General features: G+C 60.2%; 15 protein-coding genes (1 of these 15 cut by a window edge). 9 read left to right on the top strand and 6 right to left on the bottom strand.

The features are described 5' to 3' along the window. Nucleotides 1-16: the final stretch of a DMT family transporter gene (locus P5689_RS10440; RefSeq protein ID WP_062163985.1), read on the top strand. Its footprint begins 884 nt before the window's first position; the window shows 16 of its 900 coding nt (coding positions 885-900); its start codon lies beyond the left edge, outside the window; it ends in the stop codon at nucleotides 14-16. A gap of 70 nt (nucleotides 17-86) precedes the next feature. Continuing rightward, a complete protein-coding gene (gene ybaK, locus P5689_RS10435; RefSeq protein ID WP_051395801.1) occupies nucleotides 87-572 on the top strand; it encodes a Cys-tRNA(Pro) deacylase in 486 nt (161 codons plus the stop codon). Here the strand turns inward: ybaK and P5689_RS10430 are convergent, their stop codons facing one another. Next, the gene (locus tag P5689_RS10430) at nucleotides 573-3,023 is read right to left on the bottom strand and encodes a TonB-dependent receptor domain-containing protein (protein WP_285533095.1); all 2,451 of its coding nucleotides are present in this window, start codon (nucleotides 3,021-3,023) and stop codon (nucleotides 573-575) included. 278 nt (nucleotides 3,024-3,301) lie between these two features. On the opposite strand from P5689_RS10430, the gene P5689_RS10425 reads away from it, so the two are divergent. From P5689_RS10425 to P5689_RS10405, 5 genes are all read left to right on the top strand, one after another. Next, a complete protein-coding gene (locus P5689_RS10425) occupies nucleotides 3,302-4,000 on the top strand; it encodes a VTT domain-containing protein (protein ID WP_285533094.1) in 699 nt (232 codons plus the stop codon). 247 nt (nucleotides 4,001-4,247) lie between these two features. After that, nucleotides 4,248-5,552, top strand: coding sequence for a multidrug effflux MFS transporter (locus tag P5689_RS10420; RefSeq protein WP_336717611.1), 1,305 nt, complete (start codon nucleotides 4,248-4,250; stop codon nucleotides 5,550-5,552). Nucleotides 5,553-5,582: 30 nt separating this feature from the next. Then, the gene (locus P5689_RS10415; protein ID WP_122049047.1) at nucleotides 5,583-5,954 is read left to right on the top strand and encodes a response regulator; all 372 of its coding nucleotides are present in this window, start codon (nucleotides 5,583-5,585) and stop codon (nucleotides 5,952-5,954) included. Nucleotides 5,955-6,032: 78 nt separating this feature from the next. Next, nucleotides 6,033-6,584 (top strand): adenine phosphoribosyltransferase, encoded by a 552-nt coding sequence (locus P5689_RS10410; RefSeq protein ID WP_062163981.1) that lies wholly within the window; start codon nucleotides 6,033-6,035, stop codon nucleotides 6,582-6,584. A gap of 108 nt (nucleotides 6,585-6,692) precedes the next feature. Continuing rightward, a complete protein-coding gene (locus tag P5689_RS10405; protein WP_285533090.1) occupies nucleotides 6,693-7,538 on the top strand; it encodes a nitroreductase family protein in 846 nt (281 codons plus the stop codon). A 33-nt stretch (nucleotides 7,539-7,571) separates the two neighbouring features. Here the strand turns inward: P5689_RS10405 and P5689_RS10400 are convergent, their stop codons facing one another. Next, a complete protein-coding gene (locus P5689_RS10400; protein WP_285533089.1) occupies nucleotides 7,572-8,159 on the bottom strand; it encodes a TetR/AcrR family transcriptional regulator in 588 nt (195 codons plus the stop codon). A gap of 122 nt (nucleotides 8,160-8,281) precedes the next feature. Between P5689_RS10400 and P5689_RS10395 the strand changes: the two genes are divergently transcribed. Then, complete coding sequence (locus P5689_RS10395) at nucleotides 8,282-9,292, top strand: SDR family NAD(P)-dependent oxidoreductase (protein WP_285533088.1); 1,011 nt, start codon at nucleotides 8,282-8,284, stop codon at nucleotides 9,290-9,292. Nucleotides 9,293-9,319: 27 nt separating this feature from the next. On the opposite strand, the gene P5689_RS10390 is transcribed toward P5689_RS10395, so the two are convergent. The 3 genes from P5689_RS10390 to P5689_RS10380 all read right to left on the bottom strand — a co-directional run bounded on the left by P5689_RS10390 (nucleotide 9,320) and on the right by P5689_RS10380 (nucleotide 12,534). Continuing rightward, on the bottom strand, nucleotides 9,320-10,393 hold the full coding sequence (locus tag P5689_RS10390; protein WP_285533087.1) for a phenylacetaldoxime dehydratase family protein: 1,074 nt from the start codon (nucleotides 10,391-10,393) through the stop codon (nucleotides 9,320-9,322). Between the two features lie 2 nt (nucleotides 10,394-10,395). Then, nucleotides 10,396-11,424 carry a carbon-nitrogen hydrolase family protein gene (locus tag P5689_RS10385; protein WP_285533086.1) on the bottom strand — a complete coding sequence of 343 codons (1,029 nt, stop codon included), beginning with the start codon at nucleotides 11,422-11,424 and terminating at the stop codon, nucleotides 10,396-10,398. A 135-nt stretch (nucleotides 11,425-11,559) separates the two neighbouring features. Further along, nucleotides 11,560-12,534, bottom strand: a complete 975-nt coding sequence (locus P5689_RS10380) for a helix-turn-helix domain-containing protein (RefSeq protein WP_285533085.1) — start codon at nucleotides 12,532-12,534, stop codon at nucleotides 11,560-11,562. A 194-nt stretch (nucleotides 12,535-12,728) separates the two neighbouring features. On the opposite strand from P5689_RS10380, the gene P5689_RS10375 reads away from it, so the two are divergent. Further along, nucleotides 12,729-13,709: a transporter gene (locus tag P5689_RS10375; protein WP_285533084.1), complete on the top strand. Its 981-nt coding sequence runs from the start codon at nucleotides 12,729-12,731 to the stop codon at nucleotides 13,707-13,709. Nucleotides 13,710-13,776: 67 nt separating this feature from the next. Here P5689_RS10375 and lldD read toward each other — a convergent pair whose 3' ends face one another. After that, nucleotides 13,777-14,919, bottom strand: coding sequence for an FMN-dependent L-lactate dehydrogenase LldD (lldD, locus tag P5689_RS10370; protein ID WP_023977848.1), 1,143 nt, complete (start codon nucleotides 14,917-14,919; stop codon nucleotides 13,777-13,779). Between the last annotated feature and the right edge of the window lie 43 nt (nucleotides 14,920-14,962).

Genomic DNA, 14,962 nt, shown 5'->3' with positions numbered 1-14,962 from the left:
GGTGGAGCAGGGCTGAGGCCGGTTTGACAGAATGAGGGTCCGGTTTTCTGATGGTCGCCTGACACCCACCCTCGGGAGACGATCTGATGAAACCCGCCTCTGGCCAGACACCTGGCCTCGCCCTTCTGGAAAAAGAGGGTATTGCCTACACGCTGCACAGCCATGACTACGACCCCGATGCCAGTCGCAAGGGCCTGCAGGCAGCAGAGTCACTCGGTGTCGCACCGGAGCGCGTTTTCAAGACATTGATGGTCTGGGTAGACAAGGACAAACCCGCCTGCGCGGTTATCCGCTCGGACCATAAGCTGCATCTCAAGGCTGTTGCGGCCGCGTTGGGCGGCAAATCGGCCGCCATGATGGCCCCGCCCGATGCCGAGCGCCTGACGGCCTACAAGACTGGCGGCATCAGCCCCTTCGGACAAAAAAAACGCGTGCCGATCCTTCTGGACCGACACGCGCTTGAGCAGGAAACGATCTTCGTGAATGCAGGCCGCAGGGGGCTGCAATGCGAGATCACCCCCGAACCGACCGCCAGCCATTTTGGCTGGACGGTAGCGGCCCTTGCTGAATGATCAGAACCCGGTGGAGAGCGTGACCATCGCCGAGAACGGCGGGTTGAGGTAGTAGGACGGCTGACCACCTGAAGCGATCATGGTGCCATACACACCCTTGGTCGGGTTCAGGTTGGTGGTGAAGCCATACACACCGTTGCGGAACTTGGCGCCCGTGAGGTTGGTCATGTTCAGCTGGATCTGCGGTGACTTCATGAAACCCTTGTTCTTGAAGCGATAGCCGATACCCACCTGGTTGGTGACATATTGCGGGATCGAGCTGTCATTCATGAAGCTGGCATATTGCTTGCCGACATAGATGACCTGACCCGAGAACCAGAAGCTGCCATCGTCATAATCGAGGCCGAACTTGGCCTGCTTGGACGGCGAACGAATGGCAATCTTGCCAGCCGTCGGCAGCAAGTCACGGCCTACGCGAATGTTGTTGTCGATCGTCGAGTGCAGATATTCGAACGTCGCATAGGGGCGGATATGGTGCCAGGCGCGTGTGGCGATCTGGATATCGACGCCACGCGTAGTCTGGCCACCAGCGTTGACCGTCTGGCTGTAGCTCGCGCCTGCCGTCCCGTCATAGTAGTTGAGGGTCTGCTGACGGTTGGTCAGGTTATAGTTGAAGAACGAGATCGAGCCGACGATCAGCTCACCGTTATAGCGGTAACCGAGTTCTTCCTGGATGGTGTATTCCGGCTTGGAGGCCCCACCCTTCTGGGTCTGCGCGCCTGCCGTGTTGTAGTAATCGACCAGCGAGGTGTTGGACGGCGCCTTGAAGTTGGTGCTGCCCGACACGTAGATCTGGTGCTCCTTGTTGAAGTTCCAGGCGATGCCGATCTGCGGCAGCGGCTCAGGCGTATGCAGGTTGCGGTTGTACTGCGTGCCCGGCGTGTAGTTGTACATACGACGGGTGACCATCGCTTCCTTGAAGCCGATCTGGATGTTCAGGCGGTCATTGAAGTACTTCATCGTGTCGCCGATGAAGATCATGTTAACCTGCGTGAGCGACAGGAAGTCACGGGCGCGGAAAGGCTGGCCTGTGGTCGTCTTGATGACGTCTGTGGTGCCCCAGATGTTGTTCGCCTCACCGGTCGACTGGTTCACGATGCCATAGGGCGAGTACTGGTAGAGATTGGCGTACTCATACCACCAGCCCAGCGAGATATCGTGGTGATGATCGGGCTTGTAATGCAGCGAGATGGTATTGCCGGTGCGGAACTGCTCCTGGTTCGACGGCGCCAGTGCCAGAACGCTCTTGGCACCACCGAGATCAAGCTTGACGGCCTGGTTGCCCATATAGCTGGAGGCATTGATGACCGAGGCACCCGTGCCATTACCGATGCCGTGCCAGAAATACAGTGAATCCTCGAGAGTCAGCTTGGGCGTGATGACGATATGGGTCGGCAGGGCTGCAACCACGTTCTCGAACGGGTTGACGTGCAGCTTGTAATAATTCGCACCCGCTGCGGTCGGACCTGCATAATCCGTGGCGTAGTTGGTTGAATAACCGGTCGTGCGCCACTGGCTCAGATTCGGGGCCAGATAGAAATCGTTGGTCTGGTCGTTATAGGCTACGGTCAGACCGGTATGGCTTCCGTTGCGGAAGTCCTTCACCATCTTGAAATCGTAGTGGTACTTTTCGGCCTGGCCGGGGCCACGCCACGTGTTGCCCTTGGTGTGGCTGAACGCAAACATGGCGCGTACGCCGCTATTGCCGATATCGCCGGAGTTCAGGCGAATGAACTGACGGAACGTGTCGAACGAGCCGAAAGACACATCCATCACCCCGCCGAAGCGATGTGTGGGGTTGCTCATGGTCATGGTCGTCATACCAGCCGAGGCGCTCAGCACCGGGGTATCGAGATTGACCGAGCCCGGCTGCATCGAGACGCTCTCGAGGTTTTCGGATTCGAGCACTTCGTTGGCGTAAAACTGGCCACCACCGATATCGTTCAGCGGCGCGCCATCGAGCAGCCAGCCGATTTCCGTAGTGTCGAAGCCACGTACGTTGGTCTGACCCGTATAGAGACCGAAAGGATCGGCCTGGGTGACGTTCGCGGCGGGCATCATGGCGATGACCTGCTGCAGGTTCACGCTTGGCGCCAGCTTGGCGATGAAGTCATGCGTAATGGTCTGGACAGCCTTGGGGGCCGTCTCGACGCGCAGCAGGCCAGCACCCGGCTGACGGCTACGGCTGCTACGGCCGGTGACTGCAATTTCTTCAGGCTGCGAGCGGGCCATGACCGGCTGAGGCGCCGGGCGCATGGCAGGGGCAACAGTACCTGCGGCCGGTGCCGTTGTAACAGACGAGGCTGCCACGGGCCTGGCTTTTGTCGTCCGGTGTGTGGACGCATGGTGCTTGTTACGGGTCGGCGCGGCGGTCGATACCTGGACGCTGCCTGCAAGGGCTGTGCCTGCAAGAAGCATCATAAGACAACGATGCGTGAAACTGGACGACATAGAGTGGCGTTTCCCTCGGCACTGGACAAAAAGGACTGGCTCTACTCGACATCAACAATATCGTTACGATATCGGACAGAAACCTACTTCCCGGCTACCAGTTACGTTGAGCAACAGCAACGAAAGCCGCGTGACAATTGCGCAGTCATGACAGAATCGTCACGCACTGTTACCCATCTGCATCATAGCGTGCTTCCTAAAGCGTTCATGGGCTGCTAATCGCTCCGCATATCCTGCGATGGAGCCTTGCCCTGCCTGCTTTCCGCCCCGCCGACCGCGTGCCGCCCAGAAACCTCTGGAAGCCCGCACTCACGATTATCGTTCTGGTGGGGCTGCTTGTGATCGCACGCGAATTTCAGGTGACACGCTCTGCGCTGACCCTGATCGAAAGCTGGAAGGACAATCCCGCCGCACCGGTGCTGTTTCTGCTGATCGGTATCCCCTACAGCCTGTTCGGGCTGCCGCGTCAGGCGCTTTGTCTCGCGGCCGGGCTGGTATTCGGCGCGGTCATCGGCTTTGCCCTGTCCACCATTGCCTCGCTCACGGGTGCCCTGCTCGGCTTTATATGGATGCGCCGTCTGGCCTCACCCCAAACGCGTGAGCGCTGGCAGGCGCGATTCAGGGGGAGGCTGCAGCTTATCGGGCATGTTCTGGCGAACTCGCCTTTTCAGGCTGTGCTGACCTTGCGGCTCCTGCCCGTGGGATCTGCCATCATGGTTACGGCAGCGGCTGGACTCTATGGTGTACCGCTGGCCGCTTTCGGCTGGGCCACGCTGCTGGGCGCCATCCCCCAGAATCTGGTTTTCGTCCTGATCGGTGCCGGGGCGCAGCTTGGGCAGAATATCCAGATCGGTCTCGGATTGCTGCTTTTTGCCGGATCATCCTTCCTGGCCTGGTTCCTGCTCGCCAGAGCGCGTCGAGAGGGTAGCGCGCTCGCCCAGTTGGCAGACAAGGCCGCCCCCGATCAGCCTGCGTGATATGCCCCTGCTTCGCGCTCAAAATTGACTCTGGAGAGGGAATTTTCGTGGGTGATATTTGCGGCAGGTCAAAAAAATCATTGAAAAACGGCCGGGCTGCGATATCTGACACCTCATCGCCAGAGACTGGCCAGAAAACTGCCTTCTTATAACCGCCTTCTCCCTGTTGCGCTTGATGAGCGTGACGCCCGGCCGAAACGGGGCATTCGTCCTTATCTCACAGTCCTTTATCCAGCAGGAGCGCCTCATGGCCTCTCCCGACGGGATCTCTCTTTCTGTTACCCCAACATCGGGGCGTCAGACCGACTCAACTCAGCCGCCTGTTGTCATGCCCAGCTGGCTGCCCCTGCTGCTCGGGTTTCTGACCGCGGTGGGGCCGGTCTCGACCGATATCTACCTGCCTGCCTTCCCTGCGCTGGAGAAGTCACTGCATTCCCCCGCAGGAAGCGCTGGCATGACGCTCTCAGCGTGGATGGTGGGGCTTGCCATCGGGCAGATCAGCATGGGGCCGCTTGCAGATCGCTTCGGACGGCGCATCCCGATGCTGCTTGGCATGATCGTCTACACGGCGGGCAGTGTCGGCTGCGCCATGGCGACCACCATGAGCGCCATGTGCTTCTTCCGGCTCATTGCGGCCATCGCCGCGTCGGCCAGTATCGTGATCCCGAGTGCCTGCGTGCGTGATGTTTCTACGGGAAACGAAGCCGCAAAGCTCATGTCGAAGCTCATTCTGATACAGGGAATCGTGCCCATTCTGGCCCCGATGCTGGGTGGCATCGCGCTCGACTATATCAGCTGGCGGGCCATTTTCTGGGTCTCGGCTGTCTATGGCGGCCTGTGCGTCCTGCTGCTGCTGCGCGCCTTTCCCGAGACGCTGCCGCCTGAAAGCCGGCGCGAGCTGCGCCCCCTCTCCCTGCTGCATCGTTATCTTTCCATCGCCCGTGAGCGCTGCTTCATCACCAATGCCCTGGTCTGGGGCTTCTGCGGCTTCCTCTCCTTTACCTATCTCACAGCCGCGCCGACCGTATTCGAGCATATCTTTGGTTTTACGCCCGCCCATTACGGCATGTTGTTCGGCCTGTTTGCGGTCTGCATGATCGGGTCGTCACAGATCAACGGCGCTCTGGTCGGCCGTGTCAGCTCATCGGCCATGCTGGGCTGGGCGCTGGCCATTTCGATTCTGGGGGCCATCGCATTGCTGGTCGTGGTGATGCTGGCCGAGCAATATCCCGGCCCAACACATCATATCCGCCCTGTCATGCTCATCCCCATCGTGGGCTGCATGATGATCACGCTGGGCATGACAGGCATTATCGGCCCCAATGCGATGGTTGGCGCGCTCAGCAACCAGTCGCAGTTTGCCGGGAGCGCCTCGGCATTTGCCGGCACCATGCAATATGCGCTGGGATCGCTGGCCAGCACGGCCATCGGCCTTCTGCCTGCCAACAGCCCGATGCCCATGGCCGCGCTCATGCTTTTTGCCGGGTTGATGATGGGTGTATTTGCCATATTGCGCCCCCACGGCCACAAGACGGTATCGTCAGCAAAATAATCGTCTGGTCCAACGGTGGAGAGTTATCGCATGTCCGATTCGCCTGTCCTTCTTGTCGAGGATGACGATTCTGTCGCCCTGATCGTCGAGACGATCCTCTCCACCCTTGGCAAGACTGTCCTGCGGGCTGGCTCAGCCCAGCAAGCCATTGCGCTTGCGGGCTCTGATGCCCCTGGCCTGATCATTACAGATCTCAATCTGCCCGGTGACATGGGGGGCGATGCGCTTTCCCTGCATCTGCGTAAGGCTCAGCCCGCACTACCCGTCATCCTGATCTCTGGAGATTTCGATGATGATACTGCCCGTGATGATCTGGTGCCTGGCGCGGTGATCCTGCCCAAGCCTTTCCGGCGGGCTGCCCTGCTTGAGGCCATTGAAAAGGCCACGGCTCGCGCAGTCTGACATTTACTTTCGAGACCCGAACCGGCTAGATGCCGCGCCTTTTGATGATCTTGTAAAGCAGGGAAGAGCAGCAGGAACATGACCCAGACACCGATTCATGGCGATCAGCCCGAACTCGACCTCAAGAAGTATATTCGCGAGATCCCGGATTTCCCCAAGCCCGGTATCCTGTTTTACGATATCTCCACCCTGATCCGTAACGCCGATGCCTGGCAGATCGCGACAGCCCGTCTGGCCCGCGCCATCGCACCGTGGCAGCCCGATCTGCTGGCCGGCATCGAAAGCCGCGGCTTCCTCACGGCGGCGCCCGTTGCCATGCGCCTTGGCTGTGGTTTCATCATGCTACGCAAGCCAGGCAAGCTGCCGGGCAAGACAATTTCACTGAAATACGGCCTGGAATATGGCCAGGACGAGCTGCATATCCAGGAAGACGCGATCAAGCCCGGTCAGCGCGTTGTTGTGCTAGACGATCTTCTCGCCACGGGTGGCACGCTTGCTGCCTCGATCCGCCTGCTGAAGAATGTCGGGGCCGAGGTTGTGGGCACATCGGTTCTGGTCGAGCTTGACGGTCTGGGCGGCCGTGAGAAGCTGGACGCCCCCCTCCATTCGCTTTTAACCTACCCGGCCTGAGGGCCAGCCCAAGGCCAGACAGTCGACGCGTATGACCCGTGGGGGACGCATTGTCCCCCCGATACGCTCTGGCGGTCATGGCAGGCCCCGTTCTGATGGAGCCTCGTCATGACCGATCGCCTCTCCTCGCTCTGGCAGCAGCGTTACCGCTCGCCCCTCCCCGCATCACTCAAGACGTCGCAAAACGCGGCCCCCATCTGCCAGAGCGCCGTTCTCGACAGCCTTCTCTCCCATCGCTCGGTCAGAGCCTATCGGCCCGATGCCCTGCCAGAGGGCACACTTGAAGCCGCCATCGCGGCCGCCCAATCCGCCGCAACGTCGAGCAACCTTCAGTGCTGGAGCGTTATCGCCATTGAGTCGCCTGAGCGACGCGAGGTTTTCGCCCGACTCTGCGGCAATCAGGCGCATATCGCCGCCGCGCCGCTCTTTCTGGTCTGGCTGGCTGACATCTCACGTCTGGAACGCCTCGCCACACAGGCAGGCCAGCCTGCCGAGGCACTCGACTATACCGAATCCTTCCTTATAGCGGCCATCGACGTGGCTCTCGCCGCGCAGAATGCCGTGGCCGCCCTCGAAGCAGCAGGTCTTGGAACTGTCTATATCGGTGGGTTGCGCAATCATCCGCTTGAGGTCGCAAAGGAGCTCGACCTGCCAAAGGGCTGCGTCGGACTTTTTGGCCTGTGCGTGGGCTATGAAGATGAGGCACGCCCCGCCAGCATCAAACCGCGCCTGCCCCAACGCGCCGTGCTGCATCGAGACCGTTACGACACCACGCAGGAAGCTGAAGCCATCGCCAGCTTCGATGCGGCTGACAACGCCTTCCAGCAGGAACAGTCACTGCCGCCCCGCCTCTGGTCCGAGACCATGGTCAAACGCATCGTTTCACGTGAAGGCCTGCATGGCCGCGATACCCTACTTGCCTCTCTCAAGGCGCTTGGTTTCCCGATGAAATAGGCTGGTGCCCAGCCGGACAGCATTCCTCGGCCCTCAGGAAAGCTTCGGCTGGGTTGCGTCCGGTCTGGCACCGCTCAGAATGATATCAATGAACTGGACAGCCTGTTCCGGACGGTCGCCCGCAATCGTGCAGACACCATAAACCGCGCGTAGCATGTCCGTCGGGTCCACGTCGTCGCGCAGATCCCCCTGCGCGACACAGGCGGCAGCGAGTTTCTGCATGGTTTCGACAATGGGACCGCCCGTGCGGGCGTAAAGTGCCGATGAACCACCGGAGAGCGTATTGAAGACGGGCGTCATGGCCTGCTTCGTGGCAGCATAGCCGACAAAAAGCCGCATCCATGCCCGCAAGGCCTCAAGCGGGGGATGAGCCGCACGAAGCGTATCGGCTGCACTGAGCAACTGGTCACGCTCGTCTGCATAAACAGCCTCGATCAGGGCAGAACGATCGGCGAAGTGACGATAGAGCGTGCCGACACCCACACCCGCACGGGCTGCGATTTCGTCCATGCGTATATCGGTCTCACCGGTCATGAAGGCCTGGCGTGCCGCGGCCATCAAAGCCTGACGGCTCCGCTGCCCATCGGCGCGGGGGCGCCTTTGGCGCGGCGTCTCGCCCATGATCATTGTCCCCTTGTTAAACGGAATTTGATTCCGTATATGTAAAGCGGAGTATACTTCCGTTTAGCGCGCGTCCTGTCGGCCGGCAAGATGTGTGCGCCTTATGCCCTGCGAGGCTGTTCATGTCTGCTCTCACTTCTTCTCCCGCTACACCGGCAACGACGCCGGACACCAAGTTCAATGCGCAATCCACCACCGATGATGTGCTTGCCGGTCTCTCCCTGGCCGGGAAACGCTATCTCGTCACCGGTGTTTCTGCCGGTCTCGGGGTCGAGACTGCCCGCGCCTTGGTGGCTCATGGTGCCGAGGTTATCGGCACGGCCCGTGATCTGGCCAAGGCAGCAAGGGCGACTGCCAGCATCGACCCGACACGCCTACAGATCGAAGAACTTGCGCTCGATGATCTGGCAAGTGTCCGTGATTGCGCCAAACGCCTGCTGGCGCAGGGCATGACATTCGATGCGATCATTGCCAATGCTGGCGTCATGGCCACACCGCAGGGTGTGACGAAGGACGGTTTTGAAACCCAGTTTGGCACGAACCATCTGGGTCATTTCGTCCTGGTAAACCTACTGATCCCGCTGGTCAGGCCCGGTGGACGCGTGGTCATGCTTTCCTCTGCCGGGCACCGCTACAGCGATGTCGATCTGGAGGATCCGGGGTTCCTGACAACAGACTATACGCCCTTCGGCGCTTACGGACGATCCAAGACAGCCAATATCCTCTTCGCGGTTGCACTGGATGCCCGACACAAGGCGCGCGGCATACGGGCCGTTGCCATGCATCCGGGCGGAATCGCCACCGAACTGGTGCGCCATATGCCCGAAGGCGCGATTGAAGCCATGATAGAGGGCATCAACCAGCAGGAAGCCGAGGCAGGCAGGCCGCCTTTCCGCTTCAAGACCATTCCTCAGGGGGCAGCCAGCGCCGTCTGGGCCGCGACCGTTGCGACGCCGTCGGAGATTGGTGGTCGATATGGCGAGGATTGCAGCATCAGTGCGATTGTACCCGATGACCAACCGCTCGGAATCACCATCCCCGGCGTGCGTGCCTATGCAGTCGATCTCGAGCGTGCCGAGGCACTCTGGACACTGAGCGAGAAAATGGTGGGGGAGACCTTCCCGGCGTCCTGATCTGCTCTGCGCTCATGGCCTCGCTTTTCACGCGAGGCCGTTCATCATGCCCGTCTGATCATGACAGCCCAGATAGTCGAGTATCTGGGCGTCCGATTGAAGCACAGCCACTTCATGATAGAGACGTAACGCCAGTCGACCCTCAAGCGCCTGCACGACCTGCAGAAAATCGCCAAAAATCGCCTTGTGCGTTGGATGATGCTCTGCCCAGTACTCCAGAGCCGCAAGATCGCGCCAGGCGCTCATGCCGAAGCTGCGACAGGGTTTGCCCCCCTCCTTTTCGCTGACACGCATGTAGCGATTGAAGTAACAGCCAATTGCCAGCCCCTCATCACGCAGGAACGCCATACCCGCACGCAATGTCGGCTCGATGCTGTCGTGATAGAGAGCATGTTCCTCACCCATGACATCCGACCAGTCCTGTCCGGATCGTATGAGAGCGACCCCCTCATGACTGAGCACCATGCGCCGGCCCGGCCCGATATCAACCAGACGGCGCGCGCCCTGGGCAACAAGTGCCTCTGTCTGGCTGGCAGGCAGACGGTCGCGCATACCGCCCCAATACCCATGCTCCTGAATGGTATCATTGCTCCGGTTTCCCAGCATGACCCCAATGCCCTCAAGGCGGTCTGATGCACTGAAGAGCGTTTCGAGATGCGTATTGCGCGGAAAGTAGATCTCACGAAACATGCCGACGGTGCTGCCACCCTGCGCGTCCTGACACCACCACCCGGCATTGCGCCGCCACCATGCGTCGTGCGCCTGCACGCTCGGCCAGTAACCAATTACCACGGCATTATGGAAGCCTGCCTGATCGACGAAACTGGCGCTCTCGATGTTGCAGGCACCACCTTCCTCGGCAAGGCGGCGCCTCAGACCATTGAAAGCCTGCGCCGCCGGTCCCGTTATCGGAATATCGACAGCTTCTGAGCTACCACCCGGCTCAACGCGCCATTGCACACCGAAATAACCCATGACGCGCTCATGCGCAGCGTGATCGCCACGGGCCGTCCAGGCAGGAAAAGGCGGCTGGAAATCATCCGTGATCCGTCGCTCCCGCAAACGCGGACAACGGAGATGCGGGGCAATGGCGCTTTCCATGCTCAACCCTCGCTGGCAAGCGGAAAGGCAAGCGACGCCGTATCGACCGGACTGGTCTCCCCCAGCATGACATATTCGACACGTCGCGCTCTGGCTGGATTGAAGAGAAGGCGTGTCACATCCGGGCGGGAGTAATGCCCGACCGGATCGGCCGAGGCCTTCGCCACGGGAATGGCCGAAAGATCGATATCTGCATAGAGCAGCCCCTCTTCATCCGGCGCGAGTGGGGCTACCAGTTCACGGCCATCCGGCCCATAGATACGCGCTGCCGCCCCACCTGCGCGCAAAAGCTCGCGCTTGGCGGGCGTATCGCATAATTCATCGAGCATTGCCTCGGAAACGACAGCACAGGGTGCGAGCACGAAACATCCGCCCTCAACGGCGTAAACGCGCGAAGCGGCGTTGTTGACTTCGGCACTAAGGGCATATGCAAAAGGCTCATAGAGCGAAAAACTCGGCCATGCGCCGACATGGACCTGCTCATTCTGGGCATACATCGCGTATTTCGTGAGGGGCTGGATATGCTCCCAGCAGCAGAGCGCCCCGACACGCCCCAGCCCCGGAATGTCGTGAACGGCAAGATCGCTGCCATCGCCTTCGCCATAGACCGTGCGCTCCACATGGGTCACGCGCAGCTTGCGACGGGTGGCAATGGTTTCGCCATCCGACCCGAGGATCCACTGGGCGATGTAGAGTGAGCCTTCAAAGCGTTCCGACAGCCCCAGCACAGCCGTGATGCCTGCCTCTCTGACGGCCTTGCGCAGGCGGTCGGCCTCGGGACTGTCATAAGCGAGCGAGTTATCGAAATAGCGGCTGGTGAAACCCTTGCCGATCGACCAGGCCGGGCTGTCGAGCCAGATATGCCATGGATAGCCCGGGATGAAGGTTTCGGGAAAAGCGATCAGCGCGGCGCCAGAGGCGGCAGCCTCCTTGATCAGGGCGATCGTCTTGTCGATGGTGGCATCGAGATCAAGAAAGACCGGGGCTGCCTGCACGACAGCGACCTTGTATCGGGGGTGCTTGAGACTCACTTGCCTGCTCCATCCGTTGATGTCTGATCGGGCGGGAAATGCCCGGAACGAGATCGATCTTAGGACGGAACGAATTTCTGTCTTGTCTGGGAGGGAAGCAAAACATGCCTGCCTCTTTTCGCCCTCGCAGAACCCTCAGATGGGCAAGGCGAGCCTGTTCTGGCGGTTATTGCGATAGTCACGCGGCGCACAGCCATGAGCCGCAGAAAAAACCCGACTGAAATGGGCCTGACTGACAAAGCCGCTCATACGCGCGATCTCGCCGATCTGGTACCGGTCACGGCTCGGGTCAGAGAGCGCATCCCGCGCCCATTCGAGGCGACGCTTCATGATATATTCCGCGACCCCCATGCCCTCATCAGCAAAGAGGTCATCGAGATAGCGCGTGGAAATACGAAACTGTTCAGCGAGCATCCTGCGCCCGAGATCAGGGTCGCGCAGACGCATCTCGATGGCATTGCGTATCTGCAGCCCCATGGCCATGCGATGCGATGTGGGCGCCCCTGAGCGATTGCCCGAGGCGATAAGCATGGTCGCCACCAGTTCGGCGGCCTGGGCGGTGAGCCTGGATACGAGCATGTCGGGCATGGGCCGCGTCGTGGCCATCAACCCCGTCAGGAAATGACGGGTCAGATCTGCCAGCGGGTTGGAATCGTCGATCAGGGTCGCGGTGAGATACTCGGCATGACCGAAGCGCGCATTCAGGGCATCGGTAGGAAGCATGAAGACGATCTGCTCGAAATCCCGGTCGAAACGCAGCGTATAGGGGCGGTTCGTATGATAGAGCGCAAATGTGCCCGGCAGGACGATGGCCTCACGGCCATCCTGCAATACCTGCCCCCTGCCACTGACGCCGAGGCTCAGCAGATAATAGGTCTCCTCTGATGCGCTGATCAGGCGGCGCGTGCGCGATACTGACTGTGCGCTGGAACGCACGGTCGAGACACTGCAGTTGTCGAGCGCCAGACGGGTGACGGCCCCCTGAAACCCGGCCTGCTCCGGCTTGCACTCGAGCGGCACAAAAGACCGGCAGACGATATCGTGCCAGAACTCGACCCCCGCCCGAGGCGGCAGACCGGCAATATCATAGCTCTGCAATACCAGCGGCATGTCATTCTGCCTCCGTCAATGCTGTCATCTGACAGCGTAACCCACCGGTTAACACGACACAAAATGTTCCGGTATCGTTATTGTTCCGCTTTGGAACAATCCGGAGCCTCCGGACAAGAGAAAGCTCTCTTGCAGACAAGAGTTGCCTGCGCCCGGCATGCTGACATTCCCGCTCGATTTCAAGCGGGGGCGAGATGAAACAGATCCTGAAAACCGGCGTGGTCCTCACGCTCTGCCTCAAGGCGTTTGCCCGAAGGACATTCTCCATCGGAACGCTTGCCATTGGGGCGTTCTCTATTAGCGCCTTCAGTCCCGGCATCGTGACGCAAGCGGTTGCGACAGAAGGCGGCCAGACCAACTGGGCCTCGGGCGTGCAGACAATCTACCCAGCCCTGACACCAGCGCCCGGCCAGACGCTGTGGCAGGATTACTTTGTGGTCAATCCGAACGGCGCCTATTCGAGCACAAGTCGGAAGTCTGCTGTGCCAGGCTTCAGGGCAACCGCCATCGCCAATGCTGCCCGACTGTTCCATAGCTGGCACGGCGAGTTTCTGGGCGCCACGATCTCGAGCAGCGCTATTCTAGCGATCAACAGCCTGACACTGCGCGCGGGGGGACAGGGCGGCACGGCTTTCGGCGCCAACTGGCTCTATCTCGCGCCGCTCTATCTCTCATGGCACACACCCAAGCTGCATATCTATCTCGGTGAAGGGGCATTTCTGCCCATTGGCTCCTTCAGCAAGACCGATGTCGTCAGTGAATCAACCCATGTCTTTGGCTTCAATCAGGAGGCCGCCCTGACCTGGATGCCCACAAAACGCTTCGATGTCTCAGCCGAGGGTGAATTGCAGATAAACGCCAAGAACGGGGCCACCGATTACAAATCAGGCAATGTGATCAATATCGACTTCGGGGCAAATTACATGCTCACCCCCGCCCTGCCCCAGCTCCGCCTCGGACTGAACGGCTTCGTGACGTCGCAATTCACCAATGACGTGCAGAACGGGCGGCGTGTCGGCAATGGCAACCGCTTGGCCAAATATGGCCTGGGCCCACAACTGATCTGGTTTTTCAAACCACCCTATGCCGTCGCCCTCAAATGGCAGCACGAGATGGGCGTACAGAACAGCACGCGCGGCGACCGATACTGGGTCCAGTTCCAGATACCGCTCTGAGAAGAGTCTCACCGGTTCCACTTTTCCCTGCCGAGCGCTCATGAGAAAATCAGGAGGAGCAGACAGATCAGCCAAGGGCCCTGACAAGGCTTTCCGATGTGATCTGATCGATGGAACGGGCGCCGGTAAGGGTCATGGCCACACGCAACTCCTTTTCCATCAGGTCGAGCAGCTTCTCCACACCACGCTGACCGTCTGCGGCAAGGGCATATACAAAGGCGCGTCCGAGCAAAACGGCATCGGCGCCAAGTGCGACCATGCGGGCGATATCAAGCCCCGAACGCACACCGGAATCAGCCAGAATAGCCAGTTCACCCTTCACGGCATCGGCGATTGGCGAGAGGGCGCGACAGCTTGAGAGGACACCATCGAGCTGTCGGCCGCCATGGTTGGACACCACAATGCCGTCTGCGCCAAAACGCACTGCGTCACGGGCATCCTCAGGGTCGAGAATGCCCTTGATGAGCATCGGGCCTTTCCAGAAAGTCCGGATCCATTCCAGATCCTTCCAGCTGATCGACGGGTCGAAGTTCTGCGCCAGCCAGCCGATGTAATCCTCGAGACCTGTCGGATTGCCACGATAGGCCGATATATTGCCGAGATCATGAGGCTTGCCTCTGACCCCGACATTCCAAGCCCATTCAGGGTGGAGCACGGCCTGGGCAATGCGCCGTGCTGCGGCATAGGGACCGGACATACCCGAATGCACATCGCGGTATCGTGCCCCCGGTGTCGGCATATCGACCGTGAAGACCAGCGTTGTCACCCCGGCGTCACGCGCGCGCTCCAGCACATTGCGCATGAAGCCTCGATCCTTGAGCACATAAAGCTGGAACCAGATCGGGGCCGGGCTCTGGCTCTGCACCTCTTCGATCGGGCAGACAGACACTGTGGAAAGCGTGAAGGGTATGCCCTTGCGCGCCGCAGCCCTGGCTGCCTGAACCTCGCCGCGACGCGCATACATACCTGTCAGACCGACCGGCGCCAAGGCCGCGGGAATGGCAAATTTCTGCCCCAGCAGTGAGACCGATGTGTCCAGACCCGAGACATTGCGCAGCACACGTTGCCTCAGGGCGACATGGGAGAGATCCGCCTGGTTCCGACGCATCGTATATTCTGCATAGGCCCCCCCATCAATGTAGTGGAACAGGAAAGGCGGCAATTTGCGTCTGGCAGCCTTGCGATAATCCGTCGGGGCGGAAATCAGCATCGGGTCGGACTCCTGAGGTCGTATCGTTACAATTGCGTAAGCA

Source organism: Asaia sp. HumB, assembly GCF_030263835.1.
Lineage (GTDB): Bacteria > Pseudomonadota > Alphaproteobacteria > Acetobacterales > Acetobacteraceae > Asaia > Asaia bogorensis.
Note: the sequence above shows the minus strand (reverse complement) of the source record. Positions and strands in the feature narration are given on the sequence as shown.

Coding starts and splice junctions, on each gene's coding strand:
- P5689_RS10410 (WP_062163981.1), top strand. CDS start 6,033: ATGACCCAGACACCGATTCATGGCGATCAGCCCGAACTCGACCTCAAG.
- P5689_RS10405 (WP_285533090.1), top strand. CDS start 6,693: ATGACCGATCGCCTCTCCTCGCTCTGGCAGCAGCGTTACCGCTCGCCC.
- P5689_RS10395 (WP_285533088.1), top strand. CDS start 8,282: ATGTCTGCTCTCACTTCTTCTCCCGCTACACCGGCAACGACGCCGGAC.
- P5689_RS10375 (WP_285533084.1), top strand. CDS start 12,729: ATGAAACAGATCCTGAAAACCGGCGTGGTCCTCACGCTCTGCCTCAAG.
- P5689_RS10400 (WP_285533089.1), bottom strand. CDS start 8,159: ATGGGCGAGACGCCGCGCCAAAGGCGCCCCCGCGCCGATGGGCAGCGG.
- lldD (WP_023977848.1), bottom strand. CDS start 14,919: ATGCTGATTTCCGCCCCGACGGATTATCGCAAGGCTGCCAGACGCAAA.
- ybaK (WP_051395801.1), top strand. CDS start 87: ATGAAACCCGCCTCTGGCCAGACACCTGGCCTCGCCCTTCTGGAAAAA.
- P5689_RS10380 (WP_285533085.1), bottom strand. CDS start 12,534: ATGCCGCTGGTATTGCAGAGCTATGATATTGCCGGTCTGCCGCCTCGG.
- P5689_RS10415 (WP_122049047.1), top strand. CDS start 5,583: ATGTCCGATTCGCCTGTCCTTCTTGTCGAGGATGACGATTCTGTCGCC.
- P5689_RS10420 (WP_336717611.1), top strand. CDS start 4,248: ATGGCCTCTCCCGACGGGATCTCTCTTTCTGTTACCCCAACATCGGGG.
- P5689_RS10430 (WP_285533095.1), bottom strand. CDS start 3,023: ATGTCGTCCAGTTTCACGCATCGTTGTCTTATGATGCTTCTTGCAGGC.
- P5689_RS10390 (WP_285533087.1), bottom strand. CDS start 10,393: ATGGAAAGCGCCATTGCCCCGCATCTCCGTTGTCCGCGTTTGCGGGAG.